This window comes from uncultured Bradyrhizobium sp. (genome assembly GCF_947648125.1).
Taxonomy (GTDB): Bacteria; Pseudomonadota; Alphaproteobacteria; order Rhizobiales; family Xanthobacteraceae; genus Bradyrhizobium.
The window spans coordinates 64044-83650 of record NZ_CANSMR010000032.1 but is presented as its reverse complement, the minus strand read 5'-3'; the positions used below and the strand labels follow the sequence as shown (position 1 = coordinate 83650).

The window sequence follows — 19607 nt, the reverse complement described above, 5'->3', positions numbered from 1 at the left end:
CCCTTGTACCCCCATAACAGCCAAACCCCCTTCGGCGTCCGTCTGGTGGGCTGGTATTTTTTTATACGCCACCGCCTCTTGGGCGCCCCGGCCAACGCCGGGACGACGATCAAAAGTTACACCTCCAAAACGTCCGACGCCGGAGCAGTTGCCTGCCCCGGCGCCAAAATCGTGTCTCTCGTAGACCAGCTTACGCGGCGTTGTAGCCGGCGACTGCCTTGGCCTCGAGATACTCTTCCAGACCGTAACGGCCCCACTCGCGGCCGTTGCCGGACTGCTTGTAGCCGCCGAACGGCGCGGAGCGTTCGTTCGGCACGCCCTGCAGGTTGACGTTGCCGGCGCGGATCTGGCGACCGACGCGGCGCGCGGTTTCCACGGTGTCGGCCGAGACATAACCGGCGAGACCATACGGCGTGTCGTTGGCGATCTTCACCGCCTCAGCCTCGTCCTTGGCGCCGAGGATGGTCAGCACCGGTCCGAAGATTTCCTCGCGGGCGATCGTCATGTCGTTGGTGACGTCCGCGAAGATGGTCGGACGGACGTAGAAGCCCTTGTTGACGCCCTCGGGCAGGCCCGGGCCACCGGCGACGAGCGTTGCGCCCTCGTCGATGCCCTTCTGGATCAGCGCCTGGATCTTGTCCCACTGGCCGCGGTTGACGACCGGGCCGATGGTGGTGCCGTCGGCGCGCGGATCGCCGGCCTTGGTCTTGTCGGCGACGCCCTTCGCGATCGCGGCCACTTCCTTCATCTTGGAGAGCGGCACGATCATGCGCGACGGCGCGTTGCAGGACTGGCCCGAGTTGTTGAACATGTGCATCACGCCGCCGGTCACCGCCTTGGCAAGATCGGCACCTTCGAGGATCACGTTCGGCGACTTGCCGCCGAGCTCCTGGCTGACGCGCTTCACGGTCGGCGCCGCACGCTTGGCGACGTCGACGCCGGCGCGGGTCGAGCCGGTGAACGAGATCATGTCGATATCAGGATGCTCGCTCATCGCGGCACCCACCTCCGGGCCGAGGCCGTTGAGCAGGTTGAACACGCCCTTCGGCACGCCGGCTTCATGGAGGATTTCCGCGAAGATCAGCGCCGAGGTCGGGGTGAACTCCGACGGCTTCAGGATCATGGTGCAGCCGGCGGCGAGCGCGGGCGCGACCTTGCAGGCGATCTGGTTCAGCGGCCAGTTCCACGGCGTGATCATGCCGACGACGCCGACCGGCTCGCGCACGATCACGGCGGTGCCCATGGTCTCCTCGAACTCGTACTTCTTGAGCACCTCGAGGGTGTTCATGAGGTGGCCGAGGCCGGCGCCGGCCTGCAGCTTCTCGGCCATCGGCAGCGGAGCGCCCATCTCGTCGGAGACGGCGGCACCGATCTCCTTCATACGGCCCTTGTAGACCTCGACGACCCTGGTGAGCAGCGCGATGCGCTCCTCGCGGCTGGTCTTGGAATAGGTCTCGAACGCGCGCTTGGCGGCGGCGACTGCCTTGTCGACATCGGCCTTGGAGCCGAGCGCAATCTCATACATCGCTTCTTCGGTCGCCGGATTGACGACGGGGGTGGACTTGCCTTTGACGACCGGATCGACCCAGGCGCCATCGATGTAGAATTGCATGCGATTGACCATCGGAAACCTCTTGTACGGGGCGTATGGATAAGGGGAACGGAAAGCGTTCGGCAGGCATCCTTGCACGAAAGCAGGGCGAATTGAACCCGCCATATGCGGGGCGCGGCTCGTGCACGCCCACGGCATATAATGTAGCCGCCGCTTAGCTGGCAAGGCATGCGCGAAATGGGTCCCGGCTCTGCGTCGCGTCACTCCGTGCCGCGCCGCGTCCGGGACACGAAACACCTCCAGGACCGACCGCTCTCGTGCCCCGGATGCGGCGCAGCGCGAAGCGTGGCGACGCTGGTCCGGGGCCTATCCCTTCATCACACCGCCATCTTGCGATGCCGCACTGGGGCGCCGACCGACACGCTTTCCGCCGCATCGATGATAGCATTAGCGTCGATGCCATAGTGGCGGTAGAGGTCTCCGATCGTCCCGGTTTGGCCGAAATGCTCGACGCCGAGCGCCTCGACCCGGTGACCGCGCACGCTGCCGAGCCAGCCGAGCGAGGCCGGATGGCCGTCGATCACGGTCACGATGCCGCAGTCGCGGCCGAGCGGCGTCAGCATGCGCTCGATATGACTCAAATGCAGCGTGCCACGGCGGTCGCGGCGCAAATTCCGCGCAGCGGACCAACCCGCATAGAGCCGGTCGGCAGAGGTTACCGCCAGGAGACCGACATCGCGGTGGCTCTCGCCGATCAAGCCGACCGCCTCGATCGCTTCCGGCGCGACGGTGCCGGTATACGCAACAACGATGTCGCAGTTCGGGCCCGGCTTGCGCATCCAGTAGGCGCCATCGGTGATGTCACGCTGCAGGTCCGGTGTTATGATCCGCTGCGGTTGCTCCAGCGTCCGGGTCGAGAGCCGCAAGTAAACCGAACCGCCGTCGGCGCCCTCGCGCTGCATGTGGCCAAAGCCCCACCCCATGATCACGGCAAGTTCATCGACGAAGGCCGGATCGAACGAGGCGAGCCCGTCCTGTCCCATCCCGATCAAGGGCGTCTTGATCGACTGGTGCGCGCCGCCTTCCGGCGCCAGCGAGATGCCCGACGGCGTCGCCGCCACCATGAAGCGGGCGTCCTGGTAGCAGGCGTAGTTCAGCGCATCGAGCCCACGCTCGATGAAGGGGTCGTACAGCGTGCCGACCGGCAGCAGCCGCGCGCCGTTGATCTGCTGCGACAGGCCGAGCGCCGACAGCATGATGAACAGGTTCATCTCGGCGATGCCGAGCTCGAGGTGCTGCCCCTTCGGGGAATATTCCCAGGTGTAGGCGGACGGAATCTTCTCCTGCCGGAACAGGTCGTGGTTCTCCGCCTTCGCGAACAGGCCGCGGCGGTTGACCCAGGCGCCGAGATTGGTCGACACCGTGACGTCGGGCGAAACGGTGACGATGCGCGACGCAAGCTCGGTCTCGCCGCGCGCGAGCTCATGCAGCACGAGGCCGAAGCCCTGCTGCGTCGACATCTGCGCGGATGCCTTGAAGGCCAGCCGTTCCGGCACGTCGATTTGAGGCGCCGAGAGACGGCGGCGTCCTTCCCGGTTGAATGGCGCTTCGGCGAGGAACGCCTCGAGCTTCGCGGGCTCCTGCGACAGCCCCTCGAACTTGTCCCACTCGTGGCCGGTGCGGATGTTCTGCGCCGTGCGCCACTTCTCCATCTGCGCCACGGTCATCAGGCCGGCGTGGTTGTCCTTGTGGCCCTGCATCGGCAGGCCGACGCCCTTGATCGTGTAGGCGATGAAGCACACGGGACGATCATGATCGATCGCCTCGAAGGCCTCGATCATGCTCGCCATGTCGTGGCCGCCGAGGTTCGACATCAGCGCCAGCAGCTCGTCGTCGCTGCGGCGCTCGATCAGGGCCGACACGTCGCCCTGGTCGCCGATATCGTCGCGCAGATGCTTGCGGAATGCCGCGCCGCCCTGGAAGCAGAGCGCCGCGTACATCTGGTTCGGGCAATTGTCGATCCAGCGCCGCAACGCCTCGCCGCCGGGCTCGGCAAACGCTTCGAGCATCAGCTTGCCGTATTTCACGATCACCACGTCCCAGCCGAAATTGCGGAACATGGTCTCGAACTTGGCCCACAATCCTTCGCGGACCACGGCGTCGAGCGACTGGCGGTTGTAGTCGACCACCCACCAGGTGTTGCGCAGGCCGTGCTTCCAGCCCTCGAGCAGCGCCTCGAAGATGTTGCCCTCGTCCATCTCGGCATCGCCGACCAGCGCGATCATGCGGCCCTCGGGCCGATCCTTCAGCCAGCCGTGCGCCTTGACATAGTCCTGCACCAGCGAGGCGAACAGCGTCTGCGCCACGCCGAGGCCGACCGAGCCGGTGGAGAAGTCGACGTCGTCGACGTCCTTGGTGCGCGACGGATAGGACTGCGCGCCCTTGTAGCCACGAAAGTTCTCCAGCTTGTCGCGGGTCTGGTGGCCGAACAGATACTGGATCGCGTGGAACACCGGGCTCGCATGCGGCTTCACCGCGACGCGGTCCTGAGGACGCAGCACCGAGAAATACAGCGCCGACATGATGTTGGCGAGCGAGGCCGACGAGGCCTGATGGCCGCCGACTTTCAGCCCGTCGGTGGAGGGCCGCACATGGTTGGCGTGATGGATGGTCCACGACGACAGCCACAGCACCTTGCGGGCCAGGGCCGTGAGCATGTCGAGGCGTTCAGGCGCGATTCCCATGGCAATGCTCCCAGCGAATATGTCGGATGTTACTGCCGCGGGGGCCGCCGAAAATCTCAATTCCGCGCGACAGCACAGAAAAAATTGGGATAAATTCCCACGATCCGGCCTCAACCAACGAGTTCATCCCAATGCCCGCCCTCGACGCCATCGACCGCAAGATCCTGAGTCTGCTCCAGACCGACAGCCGCATGACCATGCAGGAGCTCGCCGACAAGGTCGGGCTGTCGGTGTCGCCCTGCCACCGCCGGGTCAAGCTGCTCGAGGAGCGCGGCGTCATCTCTCGCTACATTGCGACCGTCGACCAGAAATCGCTCGGGCTGCATGTCTCCGTCTTCATCTCGATCAAGCTGGCGCGCCAGAAGGAGGAAGACCTCAACCGCTTCGCGCGCGCGATCTCGAAATGGGACGAGGTGCTCGAGTGCTATCTGATGACTGGCAACCGCGACTATCTGCTGCGCGTCGTCGCCGCCGACCTCTCCTCCTATGAGGCGTTCCTGAAGAACAAGCTGACCCGGCTCGACGGCATCGCCTCGATCGAGTCGAGCTTTGCGCTGAGCCAGGTGAAGTATTCGACGGCGCTGCCGGTGTGAGGGCGTTGGTTGGTAACTCCAATCGTGCCAACACCACGGTGTCGTCCTGGCGAAAGCCAGGACCCATAACCACCGCATTTGGTTGTGAAGGGAATCCGGCCCCAGCGTCGCGCAACGACGGACAATTGGGGTAATGGGTCCTGGCTTTCGCCAGGACGACGATGAGTAAGTGCAATTCAAGATGTTGCGCATCCGTACGCCGCGCCATTCAGTGATGGCACCTCAGCCGCGGTGAACCACGCCGGATGTTGGCCTCGCCGCAGGTCCCGCACTGCAAATTAAATCGTCGCGACCGGATCGTCGCGGGAACCCGGCAGCGGCCTTCGATGTTGATGTCAGGCATCACGGAGTATCCGAAGGGTGAGGACAGATGCTGAGGGCTGCCCGTTGCAGACACACCGTGTTGGCGCTCGCCACGATCCTCGCGATCGCGGCATCGGCCGCGCTGTTCGCAGGCAGCGCCGATGCTGCTCGCGGTGGCGGTGGCGGCCACGGCGGTGGAGGTCATGGCGGTGGCGGCTTTCATGCCGGCGGGGGCGGATTTCATGGTGGCGGCGGTGGCTTTCATGGCGGCGGAGGCGGCTTCCATGGTGGCGGTTTCCACGGTGGCGGATTTCACGCCAGCGGCGCGCGTGGCGGCGGCTTTCACACCATTCATCCCGCGGCAAGAGGAGGCACGCGGCTCGGCGGTGGCTCCGGCGCGCGTCATAACCAATTCCGGCCCGCCGCTCATGCCGCGCGCGTCGCGCCGAGCGTAGCCGCCGGCCGTCATGCCGCCTCGCCCGCCGCGATGCGGCACAATGCGAGCGCCGTGGGGCACGCGTTGGCCTCGCATCAGGTCCGGGCCGCGCTCCAGAGACCGGGCGGCCTGCGCAATCCGATGACGCGCGCCGCGATCGCGACGGCCGCCGCCGGAGCCGCCATCGGCGGCGTCGGCTGGTGGCGCCATCCGAATGGCGGCTATGGCTGGGTCGGCCCGATCTTCTGGCCGTATGCCTATTATGATCTTTATGACTACACCTGGTGGGGCTGGGGCTACGACCCGTACTTCTGGGATTACGGTTATGGCGATCTCTATGCCGGTCTGTTCGGTCCGTACGACTACGATGCCTTGAGCGGCTATGCCTACTACCTGCCCGGCTATGCCGGTCCGCGGCCGCCGGCCTCGGGTCGATCGCGCGCCACCGGTCAGACCACAACCCTTGCCGACATGTGCGGCAGCGACAGAAGCGATATCGCGGGCTTCCCGATCGAGCAATTCCGCAGCGCTATTCAACCCAATGCGGAGCAGAGCACGGCGCTCGACGAGCTCGCCAGCGCATCGCAGAAGGCGTCCGCGACCATACTCAATTCATGCCCCAAGGACGTGCCGCTGACGGCGCCGAGCCGCCTCACCGCGATGCAGCAGCGCCTCCAGGCGATGCGCGACGCGGTCGGCATTCTTCAGCCGGCGCTGGAGAAGTTCTATGGGCTACTCAGCGACGATCAGAAGGCGAAGGTGACCGCGCTGGTGGCAGATCAGCACCGCGGTCAGCGTGAGGCGACGGCGGACAACGGCAACTGCAATACGGCGCAGCCTGCCGCCATCGCGTGGCCCGGCGACATCATCGAACGCGACGTCAAGCCGACCGACGCACAGCGGGCGAGCCTCGACGCGTTGCGGGATGCAGCGACAAAGGCCGAGGACACATTGAAATCGTCCTGTCCGCCCACCGACGCGCGCACGCCGCCGGCACGCCTTGCTGCGGTCCAAGCCAGATTGGATTCCATGCTGCAGGCGATCGGCACGGTGCGTCCGGCGCTGGACAGCTTCTACGGCGCGCTCAGCGACGAGCAGAAGGCCGCGTTCGACGCCGTTGGCCCCGAGCGCGACGGCGGCAGGATCGCCAACGCCGCAATGACCGCCGCAGGCGGCGACGAGCCGCCGCGAGGCCATCATCGCCGCCACCACCATCATGGCCCGAATATCGGCGGCATGATCTTCCGGATGATCGGCTTGTAAGGCTCGCCATCGCCTCTCGCATATGGCGGTGACGCATCCCGCGGTATCTCAGCGGGGCAACCAGCCGGAGGCTACGGTGCGATCCATATACCAACCACGATGATGGCCAGTGAGACGGCAATCACCAGCATGTCGGTCGTGAGCCAATCAGGCATTCCATTGGATGGCTGCTCGCTCATGTCCGCGACTCCTTCTGTTCGCGTCGAGCCAGTATGCTGAAGCGGAACAGCGCGAACGAAGATGAACTGGATCACATAAGGGCGCGACAAGCGGTCGCTCCGAATTTCATGCATCCGCGCGCCCTCAAGTTGCAGCACGCGATTGATCTGCCGCGCAGGTTTCTGAACATGTTCGACAACGCCGGCGGCGACGGCAAGCGCAATAGCACGTCATGGCCGGACGTTGAGCCGCGCCTTATATAGCAGAACGACGTGCACCGTCATTGCGAGCGAAGCGAAGCAATCCATGGTGCCTCAAAGGAGAGACGTGGATTGCTTCGTCGCTTCGCTCCTCGCAACGACAAGGAGCAAGGTGCGTAGGGTGGGCTAGCCGGAAGCGTAACCCACCATGACGCGCGGCAAGATGGTGGGTTACGCTTCGCTAACCCACCCTACGTGCAACGTGCTGCGCTCCTCCTCACAGCACCTTGCGCTGTGCGAGGTTCTTCATCAGCGCGCCAACGCCGAAGGTCCAGGGCTCGCATTCGTCGCTGCCCCGCATGCGGTTGACGAGCTTGCCGAGCTGCGGCGCTTCGATGGTGACGATGTCGTCGCGCTTGTGGGTGAAACCCTCACCCTTGGCGTCGCGGTCCTTGACCGGCGCGAACATCGTGCCGAGGAACAGCGCAAATCCGTCGGGATATTGATGCACGGGACCGATGGTCTGGGCGACCAGATCGGTCGGGTCGCGGCTGATCTTGCTGATCGAGGAATGGCCCTCGAGCACGAAGCCGTCGGCGCCCTTCACGGTGAGGCCGACATCCATCTTCCTGACGTCGTCGAGCGAGAAGGTCCCGTCGAACAGCCGAAGCAGCGGGCCGATCGCGCAGGAGGCGTTGTTGTCCTTGGCCTTCGACAGCAACAGCGCCGAGCGGCCCTCGAAATCGCGCAGGTTGACATCGTTGCCGAGCGCGGCGCCGACGATCTTGCCGGCTCCGGAGACAACAAGCACGACCTCCGGCTCCGGATTGTTCCAGGTCGATTTCGGATGCAGCCCAGCATCCATGCCTGACCCGACCGAGGACAGCGTCGGCGCCTTGGTGAACACTTCGGCGTCGGGCCCGATGCCGACCTCCAGATACTGGCTCCAGGCGTTCTGGTCGATCAGCACCTGCTTCAACCGCATCGCCTGCTCGGAGCCCGGCTTCAGCTTGGAGAGGTCGTCACCGACGAGGCGCACCACCTCCTTGCGGATTGCCTCCGCCGAGGACGGGTTGCCGCGCGCCCGCTCCTCGATCACGCGCTCCAGCATCGAGATCGCGAAGGTGACGCCGGCGGCTTTCAGCACCTGCAAATCGACCGGCGCGAGCAGATGCGGTCTTGTCGCGTCGCGGCCGTCGGGCGGCGTGTTGGCGAGGATCGCCTCGAAATCGCCGATCCGCTCACCGCGCGTGGCGCGCAACGCGGCGGCGGGATCCGCCTCCTCGCAGAGCGTGCTCACGGTGGGGAAACGCGCGGTGACGTCGAACACGCCGTCACCCCGCACCGCGACCACGGCGGGTCCGCCCGCCTGCGGCAGCCAGACCCGACCGACCAGCGTGCCGGCGGTGCCGTCCTCCGGCAGGACGTCTTGTGGCGTGAGCGAAATCATCGGCGTCTCCTTTTTTGATCTTGTCATCGCTTGTTAGCACAGTCCGCGCGCTAGCGTGAAACAGCGGTCATGCCAATGTCATAGAGGGGTAACATCGCCCGTCAATGCTCCCGTCCAATCGATCTAACACACTGAAAGACGGACCTTCATGACCGCCTCCGACCTCACCGATGAAGCCGCCCGAGATGAAGCCTTGCGTGACGAAGCCCTGCGCGACGAAGCCTTGCGCGCCCGCATCCATCAGGAGATGGCCGACAGCCTCGACGAGGAACTCGAACTTGAGCTCGACGACATGAGGCTCGACGAGCTCGACCACGACGGCGTCGCCGGAAGGCCGTCGATCGACCGCAAGCTCTACTTCCGCGAATTGCTGCGGCTGCAGGGCGAGCTGGTCAAGCTGCAGGACTGGGTGCAGCACGAGAAGCAGAAGGTCGTGGTGCTGTTCGAGGGTCGCGATTCCGCCGGCAAGGGCGGCGTCATCAAGCGCATCACCCAGCGGCTCAACCCGCGCATCTGCCGCGTCGCGGCGCTGCCGGCGCCGAACGAGCGCGAACGCACGCAATGGTACTTCCAGCGCTATGTCTCGCACCTGCCGGCCGGCGGCGAGATCGTGCTGTTCGACCGCAGCTGGTACAACCGCGCCGGTGTCGAGAAGGTAATGGGGTTCTGCAACGACGAGCAGTATGAGGAATTCTTCAAGTCGGTGCCGGAATTCGAGCGCATGCTGATCCGCTCCGGCACCATCCTGCTGAAATACTGGTTCTCGATCACCGACGAGGAACAGGCGTTCCGCTTCTCGATGCGGATCCACGATCCGCTGAAGCAGTGGAAGCTGAGCCCGATGGACGTCGAGGCGCGGACCCGCTGGGAGCTCTACACCAAGGCCAAGGAGACGATGCTGGAGCGCACGCACCTGCAGGACTCGCCATGGTGGATCGTCGATGCCGTCGACAAGAAGCGCGCCCGGCTCAACTGCATCTCGCATCTGTTGGGCCAGATCCCCTATCAGCAGGTCACCCACCAACCGGTGGTGCTGCCGCCGCGGGTGCGCAACCCCGACTATCACCGCGGCCCGATCCCGCCGGAGATGTACGTGCCGGGAACGTATTGACGTTCCCTTCCACCTCTCCCCGCCCTTCGCGGGGAGAGGTGAATAGCTAGCCACCTCGCCTACTATTGGCGCAGGCCCGCGCCCTTGCTGGCGCCGGATACCGACGCTAGGCTTCCCCGATCTGGTGCAGGGAGGCCCGCTTGACTCAATCCGACGACATCGCAATTTCCGAAGATCGCCGCGACGCGCTGCGCTATGCGCTCGGGATCGGCAGCGGCGCGGCGCTGGCGGCCGCCATGGCAACGCCGGCCTCGGCGCAGGCCCAAGCCGACAACACGCTCGACCGGATCAGGGCCAACAAGGTGCTGCGGATCGCCGTGCTGCCGGGCGAACTGCCCTATTTCAACAAGGATCTCGCCGCCGGCACCTGGTCCGGCTTCTCGATCGAGATGGCCAACGACCTTGCCAAGCTGCTCGACGTCAAGCTGGAATATGTCGAGTCGACCTATGGCAATTCAATTCTTGATCTGCAGGCCAACAAGATCGACCTCGGCTTTGCGCTCAACCCGACCCCGCAGCGGGCGCTGGTGGTGGATTTCACCAACCTCGTATTCCCGCATCCGTTCGGCGCGATGCTGAAGAAGGGCCTCGAGGCCAAGACCTGGGCCGACATCAACAAGCCCGAGGTCAAGATCGCGGTCGACGTCGGCTCGGCCAACGAGGCGGTGGCGCGGCGCTTTGCGCCGAACGCCACCATCAAGTCGCTGAAGTCACGCGACGAGGTGATGCTGGAAATGTCATCGGGCCGCGTCGATTGCGTGGTCAACGCGCTGGTGCTCGGGCTGACCGCGATCGCCAAGAACCCGAACCTCGGCACCTACAAGATCCTGGCCTCGCCCTCGGTGACGATCGCGAGCGGCACGGCGGTGCGACGCGAACAGGACAAGCGCTGGCGCGATTTCCTCTCGGTGTGGATTGATTACAACCGCGGCATCGGCCAGATGCGCGAATGGTTCGTCAAGGGCCTCAGCCTCGCTGGCGTCAAGGCCGAGGATGTGCCGGTGGAGCTGAATATCTGATAGCACGACGCTCGGGGCTCCTGAACGTCATGCCCGGGCTTGTCCCGGGCATCCACGTCTTCGTCTCCATCCGATGAGGGAAAGACGTGGATGGCCGGGACAAGCCCGGCCATGACGACGGTGCGGGACCTCACACCTTGTCGTAGGTCAGCCCGCGCTCCAGCCGGCGCGCCACCAGCGTCGACGGAAACAGGATCGCAAAATAGATCAGCGCCACGATGGTGTAGACCTCGAGCGGCCGGTAGGTGTCGGCGTTGATCAGGGTGGCGTTGTAGACGAGATCGGGCACCGCGATGATCGAGACCAGCGAGGTGTTCTTCAGCTGGGTCACAGACTGGTTGACATAGGGGGCCATCATCGGCTTCAGCGCCTGCGGCAGGATCACGAGCCGCATCAGCCGCCAGCCGCGGAAGCCGAGCGCTTTCGCCGCGTCCCACTGCCCGACCGGCACGCTCTCGATCGAGCCTCGCACGATCTCGGCATAGAACGCGCCGCCATAGAGCGACAGCACGCTGACGGCTGCAACATGGGCCGGGATGTTGATGCCGATCACGACCGGAAACGCGTAGTAGAACCAGATGATCTGCACCAGCAGCGGCGTGCAGCGGAACAGCTCGATATAGGCGATGAGGAGCCAGTCGATCACGGGAATGCGCCGCAGCCGCAGCATGCCGACGATCAGGCCGATCAGCGTACCCAGGATGATGGTGCCGATCGTGTAGGCTATGGTCCAGCCGAGCCCGAGCCAGAACAGATGGCTGTACTTGGCGAGGATCCCGAAATCCCAGACGTAGTTCATCCTGCCCCTCGGTTGCCACGCGTTCCTTTGTCTTGACGCGTTTTCTTCACGCGAACCGGTGCCCACTTCGCTCGAAAACGCTTCAGGTCGCGCGCTTGCGGCCCCAGCATCGCAGGCGGCCTCGCGCGAGTCACGCGATATACCGGGCCGGCGAAAAGGCCTTCACGTCGAACGGCGGCGCAGCACCTGCGATCATCGCCGCGACCGCGGCGCCCGTTCCGGGACCGGTGGTGAAGCCGATATGCTGGTTGCCGAAGGCGAGCCAGAGACCGCGATGCCGCGGCGAGGGTCCAATCATCGGCAGGCTGTCGGGCAGCGTCGGCCGCGCGCCGCGCCAGCGCTCGCCGACCGCTTCGCCGAATTCGACCACGCTGCGCGCCATCGGCACCACCGCCTCGAGCTGAGCATAGTTCGACGGCGCATCGCGCGCGGTCAGCTCGACGCCGCTGGTGACGCGAACGCCCTGCTCCATCGGCGTCATCAGAAATGCACCCTCCGCATCATGGATCGGCCGCAGCAATTTGCGTGCCGGGTTCGGCACGAAATGCTGGTGATAGCCGCGCTCGAATGCCAGCGGCACGCGATAGCCGAGCGGCCGCAGCAGCTCCGCCGACCACGGACCGAGCGCGACCACGACATGGCGCGCGGCGATCTCGCCGTCGGCAAGCTGCACGCGCCAGCCTTCGTCTCGTTGTGCGATCCGCCGGATCTCGGATTGCCGCACCGTGCCGCCGCTGGCGGCGAGCATCTGCGCATAGGCCTTGACCACCGCGCCGGGTGAATCGACCGATGCCGTCTGGCTGTGCAGCAGGCCGATACTGTAGGCAGGAATGATGTTGGGCTCGAGCGCCGAGATCGCCTGGCGATCGAGCACCTCGCTTTTGATGCCGAATTCGGCGAGTGCCGCCTGCTCGGCCTTTGCGGTCGCGAGCCCGTCGCCGCGCCAGGCCTTGAGCCAGCCGGTCTCACGGATGCGATGGCCGGCGCCCGCCTGCACGATCCAGTCGCGATGCAGTGTCAGCGACGTCCCGATCAGGCCGTGCAGCGCGGCGGCGCGCGGCCTGGTTTGCGACGGTGTCGCCGCGGCGAGGAAGCGGATCACCCAGCCGGCATTGGCGACCGCCCACGGAAGATTCCAGCGCAGCGCCGGATGCGTGTTGGTGAGGTATTTCGGCAGGTTCTTCAAAAGCTGTGGCGTGTTGAGCGGCAGGATCGAGCCCGACGAGATGATGCCGGCATTGCCGTAGGAGGTTTCGCTGCCGGGTTCGCGGCGGTCGACGATGACGACGGAGAGACCGCGCTGCCGTGCGGCAAGGCCGGCCGAGACACCGACCATGCCGGCACCGAGCACGACGACGTCAACCTGCTGTGCGGACGCGCCCTCGCTCATGCCGTCACATCAAGGTCAGGCCGCCATCGACTGGCAGCGTGGCGCCGGTGATGTGGCCCGCTTCCGGCGACAGCAGGAAGGCGACGACCGCGGCGACCTCGTCGGGCTCGGCCAGCCGCTGCATCGGATTGGCCTTCGCCACCCGCTCCCAGGTCGCGGTGTCCAGCGCGCCGAACAGGCCGGGGTCCTTGCGCGTATAGCCGGGCATCACGGCGTTTGACGTGGCGCCCGACGCAGCGAGCTCGATCGCAAGCGATTTCACCAGCACCTCGAGCGCGGCCTTCGCGGCGGCCGATCCCGGATAAGTGGCGCCCGGCACGAAACGATGCGGCCCGAAGCTCGATACCGCGACGACGCGGCCCTGCGCGCTGCGCGCGAGGTCGGGCAACGCGGCCGCCGCGATCTCGTGGAATGCCGCCACCATCACGGCAAAGGCGCGCTCCAGCGCCGCGCGCGGCAGGCTGGCGAATTCGCGGCGGTCGGCAAAGCCCGCGGCGTGCACGATGGCATCGATCGGCCCGAATGCAGCGCGCGCAGCTTCGACCAGCGACGTACCCGCGCCGATCCCGGCGAGATCGCCGGTAGAGACTGCGACCTTCGCGCCCTTGCTGCGGCATTCCTCCGCAACCGAATTCAGCCGCGCGAGCCCGCTAGCTTCGGCGCCCTGGCCATGCAGCATCAGCCCCTGATCGGGGCCGGCGAGCCGGCGCGCAACCGCGGCACCGATGCCGGAGCCGCCTCCCGTGATGATTGAAACGCGCATGAGGTGCGTGCTGTCAGTGCGATAAGAGACGGCGAACTATAGGTTCGGCGTCACGAAATGCAAACCGCCGCCGTCAACTCAACGCCACGGCTCGACCAGAATTTTGGTATGCGCCTCGGGATTGGCGAGATCGGCAAAGGCCTGCGCGACGCCGTCGATGCCGACGCGGCCGGTGACCAGCGATGCGGCATCGACCTGGCCTTCCGCGATCAGGCGCAGCGAATAGGCGAACTCCTCCGGCGTGTAGCCGAGCACGTACTGGACGTTGAGCTCCTTGATGATGCCGAGCATCGGCTCGGACTTGTCGGTCTCCATGCAGACACCGACCACGACGACACGGGCGCTGCGCGGGGCGCCCTCGAACACCTGCTGCAGCACGCCGGGCACACCGACGCATTCGAAGATCAGCGCCGGCTTCAGTGGCGGCAGCAGCGCCTGCATCGGCGGCCGCGCCGCCTTCTCGGCTTCGGTCATCTGGGCGTGCTCGGCCCAGCTCGCATAAGGTTGCGTCTTGGCGGGATCGACCACGACATCGGCGCCCATCTTCTCCGCGAGCAGCCGCCGCGCCGGCGAGTAGTCGGCGGCGACGATCGGGCCGAGCCCCTTGATCTTGAGCGCCGCGATCACCGCAAGGCCCACCGGCCCGCAGCCGATCACCAGCGGCACCTCGCCGCCCTTGATGTTGGCCATCGCCACCGCATGGACGCCGACCGCAAGCGGCTCGGTGAGCGCGGCGTGCTCGGCGGCAAGCCCGTTCGGCACTTCGAGCAGCAGCGGCTCGCTGAGCAGCATCTGCTCGGCATAGGCGCCGAGATAATCGTTGGAATAGCCGATGCCCTTCGGGCCCTCCGGCGTCAGCAGCGCCGGCAGCGAGCAGACGCGTGTGCCGGGTTTCAGTTTGCGCGTGGTGCCCGGGCCGTAATCGAGGATCTCGCAGCAGAACTCATGGCCGAACACGACGTCGCGCGACAGATCCATCGGCGTGCGGCCGGGCAGGAATTTGCTCAGCTCCACCATGCGGTGAGCATGCTTGCGTGCGTGCAGATCGGAGCCGCAGATGCCGCAGGCGAGCGATTTGACCAGCACCTGGCCGGCGCCCGGCTTCGGTTCCGGCATCTGGTCGACGACAATCTCGCCGTTTCTGAAGATCGCTGCGCGCATGTTTCCTCCCGCGTGGGTTTCTTCCCACTCATTTTGATGCGTATTTCGTCCCGCGAAATACACTGTCGCGGATCAAGTCCGCGACAGGCGTTCGCTGCGGGAGGCTATAGCACGGAGGGTTACCACGTATAGCGCATAACGCCTTTGCCGGCGTAGGACTGGGTGACGTTGGAGAATTCACCCTCGAAGGTCGCAGCCGCAGACCAGCCGCTGCGCCACTTGATCTCCGCCGAGGCCGTGGTCAGCGCGGACTCGCTGGCCTGCGCCGCACCGTTTACCACGAAGGCCGCACCCGGCAGCGCCTGGAACACGGCCGCCGCGCTGCGGTTCGGATTGAAGTCATGCGCCCACGCGACGCGGCCGCGCAACGTCACGATGCCGCCGTCGACGGCGAAGGACTTGTCGGAACGCAGGCCGAGCTCGCTCCTGACGTCGGTGACGCTCTTCGCGGCATAATTGAGTGCGAAGGCGCCGCCGCCGGAAGCTACGCTCTCCGCGTAGTTCGGCAGCTCGAAGCTGGTGAACTGGGCCGCCGCGTAGGGCGTCAACCCCATCCACGGCGTCGAAGTGCGATAGCCGCCCTCGAGCCGGCCCGACCACGCATTGGCATTGAAGTTTGCGCGCAAATGATCGACGCCTGCGGCGGTGACGATGCGGTCGGTGGTGATGTCCTGCCAGCCATAGGCGAGCGCTGCGCTCAAATACGCGGCGCCGACGGTGTGGCGGACGAACGCGCCGGCCTGGAACAGGTCGGAGCGGCCCCAGCCGAGACCGTCGGTGCTGAAGCTGGTGGCGCCGCCAGCGAGCGCAAGGCCGGCAATGGTGTTCGGCGAGAAGCGGTAGTCGGCGCCGACCGCGGTGCCATAGAGGCTGCTGCTGGTGCTGTTGGAGCCCAGCACCGCGTTGCCGCTGGTGGTCTGCGCGCCGCCATAGCCCGCCGCCCAGATGCTCCAGCGCTGCTCGAAGTCGAGCTGTTGCCGCGGCGCCTTGGCGTAAATCGCGGCCAGCGCATCGCGCGGCTCGGTCGTGCGCGCCGCGGTGTCCAGCGAAGCGCTTTCGTCCGCGAACGGCACTGCGCTGGCGCCACCACCAAAACCGCCATCGCGTCCGGCGACGAACGGATCGGTCAGCAGGCCGAGGAACTGGTTCATCGCGTTGAACGTCGCCTGCTGCGATCCAGTCGCCCCCTCGCCCGAGGCCTGCGTCAGGCCGTTCGGCGAGAGCCCTGCAAACACGACGTTGATACCGCCATTGGCATTGAAGAAGTTCTGCAGCGTGGTGGCGACATTGCTCCGGTTGACGTTGAGCTTCGATGTCGCGCCATAGTCGAGCGCGAGATTGAGATAGGCATGGTTCGCGTCGTAGCCGAGCGTCGCGACCAGCCCTGCCGGCAGGCCGGTTGAATCGACGCCGGCAAACGCTCCACTGCGGCCGCCGGCGGCGGACAGGATAGTGTATTGACTGGCGATCGTGCTGCCGGCAGCGATGCTGACGCCGACCGATCCGGCAAGCGCTGCAGTGCCGGTCACCTTGGCTGATGTCGCAGCGGTCGCATTGAGCCCGACGAGATACAGCGCACCGGACTGGAAGGCGAGATTGCCCACCACGTTCAGGAACGTGCCCGGCGTCGCATTGCCGGGCAGCAGGATGCCGCCGCTCGCAATCGTTGTGTTACCAACAGTGCCGATGCCGGAGAGCGCGCCGCCGGAATTCACGGTCACCGAGGTCGACGACACGATCGAGCCGTCGACTTGCAGGATGCCGCCATTGACGACGGTGCTGCCGGTATAGGTGTTGACGCCCGAGAGAGTCAGCGTGCCGCTGCCGGTCTTTTCCAGATTGCCAGGCCCGGCCGGGCCGCAACCGCAGGGATCGGAATCGGCGATCACGCCGCTGACGACAGTCGAGAGGCTGTTGCCGCCGACGGTGAGTGTGTTGCCGCCACCGATGTAATAGGTGCCCGAGCCCGCGATCGAGCCTGCCGTGATGCGACCATCACCGTTCGGCCCAAGGCTGCCGCCGAAGTCGACATAGCCGGTTCCCTGGGTGATGAACTGCGCGGTGCCGCCGGTCGTGTTGTCGACGAACTTGACGTTGGCGCCGCTCTCGGTAGTGATCGTGGCGTTTCCGGCCGTCGCGTGTGCAGCGAAGATCAGCGCGCCGCCGGAGCGGTTGATGATCGTCGCGTCGCCTGCGGTCGGCGCCTCGTTCATGCTGCCGCCGGACGTGCCGAAATAGGCCAAGCCGCTGTTGTCGATCGTCGCGTTCGCCGCGGTGCTGTTCTGGAAGAAGCCGATATAGCCGGTGGCGGACGTCGTCATCGTCGCCGATGCAGCCGACGAGAACTCGAAGAACTGCGTCGAGCCGCCGTTGTTACCATTGGTAATGGTGGCCTGCCCGGCGTTGGTGTGGCCGAGGAACACAACACCGCCACCGTCATGGTTGTTGAACACGGCCTTCGCGGCCGTGCTGGTGTCCGAGCCGCCGGGAGGGCCAAGCGCGTCGCCGAACACCACGGTGCCGCGGTTGCTGTTGTCGAACGTGGCATTGCCGGCCGCGCTGCCGTCACGAAAGATCGTGAGAGCGCCGTTGCTATTGCTCACGCGCGCATTGCCCGCGGTGCTGCTGTCGCGAAACTCCGTAATACCGAAATTCTGGTTCACGATCGTCGCCGTCGACGCCGTCGTGGAATTGTAGAACGTCGTGGTGGCGACCCCGTTGAAGCCGTCGTTGACGATCTTGGTGATGCCCGCCGTGTTGGCATTGACGATGTCGAACTTGCCGTCGACGACGACCTCGCCGACGATCGAGGCGGTGTGGCTTGCGTCGCCGAGTTGCAGCGTTGCGCAATCGCAGATCGTGGTGCCGCCGGTATAGGTGTTGGTGCCGGTTAGCACCACGCGGCCAAGGCCAGCTGAAGCGTCCAGCACCATTAGTCCGCCGGTGCCCGCGATGTTGCCCGAATAAGTGAAAGTGTACCCGTTGGCGTCGATACTGGCCCCGGTGGCGTTGATCTGCGCGTTGTTCGCGATCGTGTAATTGCCGCCGGCCTGCAGCGTCCCGCCGTCGAAGGTCAGCAAGCCAGTGCCGATCGCCGACGAAACAATGGCGCCAGGCGTACCCACAGTGTTGACGTCGACTTGCAGTACGCTGCTGCCGCCGGCAACGCCACAAGCGGTGCCGCAGATCGTGGTGCCGCCGGTATATGTATTCGTGCCGGACAGCACCAGCGTGCCGCCCCCGTTGAGCACGATATCGCCGGCACCACTGATGGCCCCCGACATGGTGTTGGTGGTACCGGCCGCGACGGTGATGACGGGATCGCTGTTGATGACGATGCGGTTGGCGATGTTGAAGCCGTTACCGTCCAGCACCAGCTTGGTGAGACCGGCAAGCGTCTCGCCCATCGTCAGCGTGCCGCTGCCGAGTGCATTGCTGTTGCGGATGACGAGCGTCGATCCGTCGCTCACCGAGGTGCCGCCGGTGTAGGTGCTGGCACCGCTGACGATCAGCGAGCGCCCGCCATCCAGCTTGACGGCAACCGAGGCGTCGGTGGCCAGACCATTGAGGCCCGTGATGCTGGAGATGGTGACGTCGCCCGCCGCGCCGGCCGCGTTGGTTTGCAGGAACGTCAGGCTGGCGCCGACGCCATTTGCAATCGCAAGATTGCCGCTGAGCGTTCCGCCAATCGACGTCAGCGTATTGGCTCCGCCGGTGAAGCCGATCGCGTTACCCTGCGCACCCGGGCTGCCGCCGCCGCTAATCGTTCCGCTGTTGATGATGGTCAAGCCGGCGCCGACGATCCCGGTACCGCCGGTGCCTGCTGCACCGGGCCGCCCCCGCGTGCCGCCGGTGGTCGGCTGGCCTTGATTCGAGTAGACATCGGACACCTGCGCGCCGCCACCGCCGCCGGCGCCGCCGGAGATCGAGCCGGAATTCCTGATCGTTGGGCCTGACGCACTGACGACGATGCCGGTGCCGCCGTCACCGCCGCTGCCACCGACATCGCCGGCGCCGCCCGCGCCGCCATGGCCGCCCGTGATGCTGCCGCTGTTCGAGTGTATCCCGGCGCCGGTGATGGTGAATGCAGTACCGCCCGCACCACCACCGCCGCCGCCGCCAACGACTGGATATGAAGGGTTCGAGGCGTTGATGCCCCCGTCACCGCCCTTGCCGCCGTTGCCGCCCACCAGTGCCGCGGAATTATTCAGGCTCGCGCCGCTCGACCCGTTGGCTCCGCCGCCACCGCCACCACCGCCACTGGCCGAAATGGAGGAGTTCGCTCCAGCGGCCCCGTCCTGCCCAACGCCGCCACCAAGGCCGCCGGCGGGAAGCGTAGACCCACCGGGACCGCCGGTTTGTCCGCCGGGACCGCCGGCGCCTCCGGCGGCGCCCGCGGCACCGCCGCCGCCACCACCGCCGGTGCAGACGCACGTCCGATTCGGACTACCGCCGTCGCCGCCGACCCCGCCATTGACGCCCGGAACGCCGCCGACACCGCCATATTGTCCCGTCGACTGATAATCACCCTCGCCGCCGACGCCGCCGTTTTGCGCGAGGACCGGCCCGGCCAACAGACCCACTGAAAGGATGATCGCGGCCGTCAACCAGCCTCGCAGACGGATTCGCGCGCAGCCCCACTCCGGCATTGCCCCAGCCCCAAA

At 66.1% G+C, this 19607-nt stretch carries 13 protein-coding genes; 5 read left to right on the top strand and 8 right to left on the bottom strand.

The features are described 5' to 3' along the window. Positions 1 to 190: 190 nt before the first annotated feature. The gene (locus Q0030_RS34690; RefSeq protein WP_298377775.1) at positions 191 to 1624 is read right to left on the bottom strand and encodes an aldehyde dehydrogenase family protein; all 1434 of its coding nucleotides are present in this window, start codon (positions 1622 to 1624) and stop codon (positions 191 to 193) included. Between the two features lie 305 nt (positions 1625 to 1929). Continuing rightward, entirely contained in the window at positions 1930 to 4296 is a 2367-nt protein-coding gene (locus tag Q0030_RS34685; RefSeq protein WP_298377772.1) for a transketolase, read from the bottom strand. Between the two features lie 131 nt (positions 4297 to 4427). Between Q0030_RS34685 and Q0030_RS34680 the strand changes: the two genes are divergently transcribed. From Q0030_RS34680 to Q0030_RS34670, 3 genes are all read left to right on the top strand, one after another. Beyond that, positions 4428 to 4889, top strand: a complete 462-nt coding sequence (locus Q0030_RS34680; RefSeq protein WP_024579268.1) for an Lrp/AsnC family transcriptional regulator — start codon at positions 4428 to 4430, stop codon at positions 4887 to 4889. Positions 4890 to 5259: 370 nt separating this feature from the next. After that, positions 5260 to 6891 (top strand): Spy/CpxP family protein refolding chaperone, encoded by a 1632-nt coding sequence (locus tag Q0030_RS34675; RefSeq protein WP_298377767.1) that lies wholly within the window; start codon positions 5260 to 5262, stop codon positions 6889 to 6891. Positions 6892 to 7103: 212 nt separating this feature from the next. After that, the gene (locus Q0030_RS34670) at positions 7104 to 7313 is read left to right on the top strand and encodes a hypothetical protein (protein ID WP_298377764.1); all 210 of its coding nucleotides are present in this window, start codon (positions 7104 to 7106) and stop codon (positions 7311 to 7313) included. A 214-nt stretch (positions 7314 to 7527) separates the two neighbouring features. Here Q0030_RS34670 and Q0030_RS34665 read toward each other — a convergent pair whose 3' ends face one another. Continuing rightward, the gene (locus Q0030_RS34665) at positions 7528 to 8700 is read right to left on the bottom strand and encodes a fumarylacetoacetate hydrolase family protein (RefSeq protein WP_298377762.1); all 1173 of its coding nucleotides are present in this window, start codon (positions 8698 to 8700) and stop codon (positions 7528 to 7530) included. A 148-nt stretch (positions 8701 to 8848) separates the two neighbouring features. Between Q0030_RS34665 and ppk2 the strand changes: the two genes are divergently transcribed. Continuing rightward, the gene (gene ppk2 / locus Q0030_RS34660) at positions 8849 to 9811 is read left to right on the top strand and encodes a polyphosphate kinase 2 (RefSeq protein WP_298377760.1); all 963 of its coding nucleotides are present in this window, start codon (positions 8849 to 8851) and stop codon (positions 9809 to 9811) included. A gap of 140 nt (positions 9812 to 9951) precedes the next feature. Beyond that, on the top strand, positions 9952 to 10830 hold the full coding sequence (locus Q0030_RS34655) for a transporter substrate-binding domain-containing protein (protein WP_298377757.1): 879 nt from the start codon (positions 9952 to 9954) through the stop codon (positions 10828 to 10830). Positions 10831 to 10960: 130 nt separating this feature from the next. Here the strand turns inward: Q0030_RS34655 and Q0030_RS34650 are convergent, their stop codons facing one another. From Q0030_RS34650 to Q0030_RS34630, 5 genes are all read right to left on the bottom strand, one after another. Further along, positions 10961 to 11629 carry an amino acid ABC transporter permease gene (locus Q0030_RS34650; protein ID WP_298377754.1) on the bottom strand — a complete coding sequence of 223 codons (669 nt, stop codon included), beginning with the start codon at positions 11627 to 11629 and terminating at the stop codon, positions 10961 to 10963. 130 nt (positions 11630 to 11759) lie between these two features. Then, positions 11760 to 13019, bottom strand: a complete 1260-nt coding sequence (locus Q0030_RS34645; protein ID WP_298377751.1) for an FAD-dependent oxidoreductase — start codon at positions 13017 to 13019, stop codon at positions 11760 to 11762. A 4-nt stretch (positions 13020 to 13023) separates the two neighbouring features. Next, positions 13024 to 13782: an SDR family oxidoreductase gene (locus Q0030_RS34640; RefSeq protein ID WP_298377747.1), complete on the bottom strand. Its 759-nt coding sequence runs from the start codon at positions 13780 to 13782 to the stop codon at positions 13024 to 13026. Positions 13783 to 13860: 78 nt separating this feature from the next. Next, the gene (locus tag Q0030_RS34635) at positions 13861 to 14943 is read right to left on the bottom strand and encodes a zinc-binding dehydrogenase (RefSeq protein ID WP_298377745.1); all 1083 of its coding nucleotides are present in this window, start codon (positions 14941 to 14943) and stop codon (positions 13861 to 13863) included. Between the two features lie 119 nt (positions 14944 to 15062). After that, a complete protein-coding gene (locus Q0030_RS34630) occupies positions 15063 to 19550 on the bottom strand; it encodes an autotransporter domain-containing protein (RefSeq protein WP_298377742.1) in 4488 nt (1495 codons plus the stop codon). Positions 19551 to 19607: the final 57 nt, after the last annotated feature.

Coding starts and splice junctions, on each gene's coding strand:
- Q0030_RS34635 (WP_298377745.1), bottom strand. CDS start 14,943: ATGCGCGCAGCGATCTTCAGAAACGGCGAGATTGTCGTCGACCAGATG.
- Q0030_RS34685 (WP_298377772.1), bottom strand. CDS start 4,296: ATGGGAATCGCGCCTGAACGCCTCGACATGCTCACGGCCCTGGCCCGC.
- Q0030_RS34645 (WP_298377751.1), bottom strand. CDS start 13,019: ATGAGCGAGGGCGCGTCCGCACAGCAGGTTGACGTCGTCGTGCTCGGT.
- Q0030_RS34670 (WP_298377764.1), top strand. CDS start 7,104: ATGCTGAAGCGGAACAGCGCGAACGAAGATGAACTGGATCACATAAGG.
- Q0030_RS34665 (WP_298377762.1), bottom strand. CDS start 8,700: ATGATTTCGCTCACGCCACAAGACGTCCTGCCGGAGGACGGCACCGCC.
- ppk2 (WP_298377760.1), top strand. CDS start 8,849: ATGACCGCCTCCGACCTCACCGATGAAGCCGCCCGAGATGAAGCCTTG.
- Q0030_RS34680 (WP_024579268.1), top strand. CDS start 4,428: ATGCCCGCCCTCGACGCCATCGACCGCAAGATCCTGAGTCTGCTCCAG.
- Q0030_RS34690 (WP_298377775.1), bottom strand. CDS start 1,624: ATGGTCAATCGCATGCAATTCTACATCGATGGCGCCTGGGTCGATCCG.
- Q0030_RS34640 (WP_298377747.1), bottom strand. CDS start 13,782: ATGCGCGTTTCAATCATCACGGGAGGCGGCTCCGGCATCGGTGCCGCG.
- Q0030_RS34650 (WP_298377754.1), bottom strand. CDS start 11,629: ATGAACTACGTCTGGGATTTCGGGATCCTCGCCAAGTACAGCCATCTG.
- Q0030_RS34675 (WP_298377767.1), top strand. CDS start 5,260: ATGCTGAGGGCTGCCCGTTGCAGACACACCGTGTTGGCGCTCGCCACG.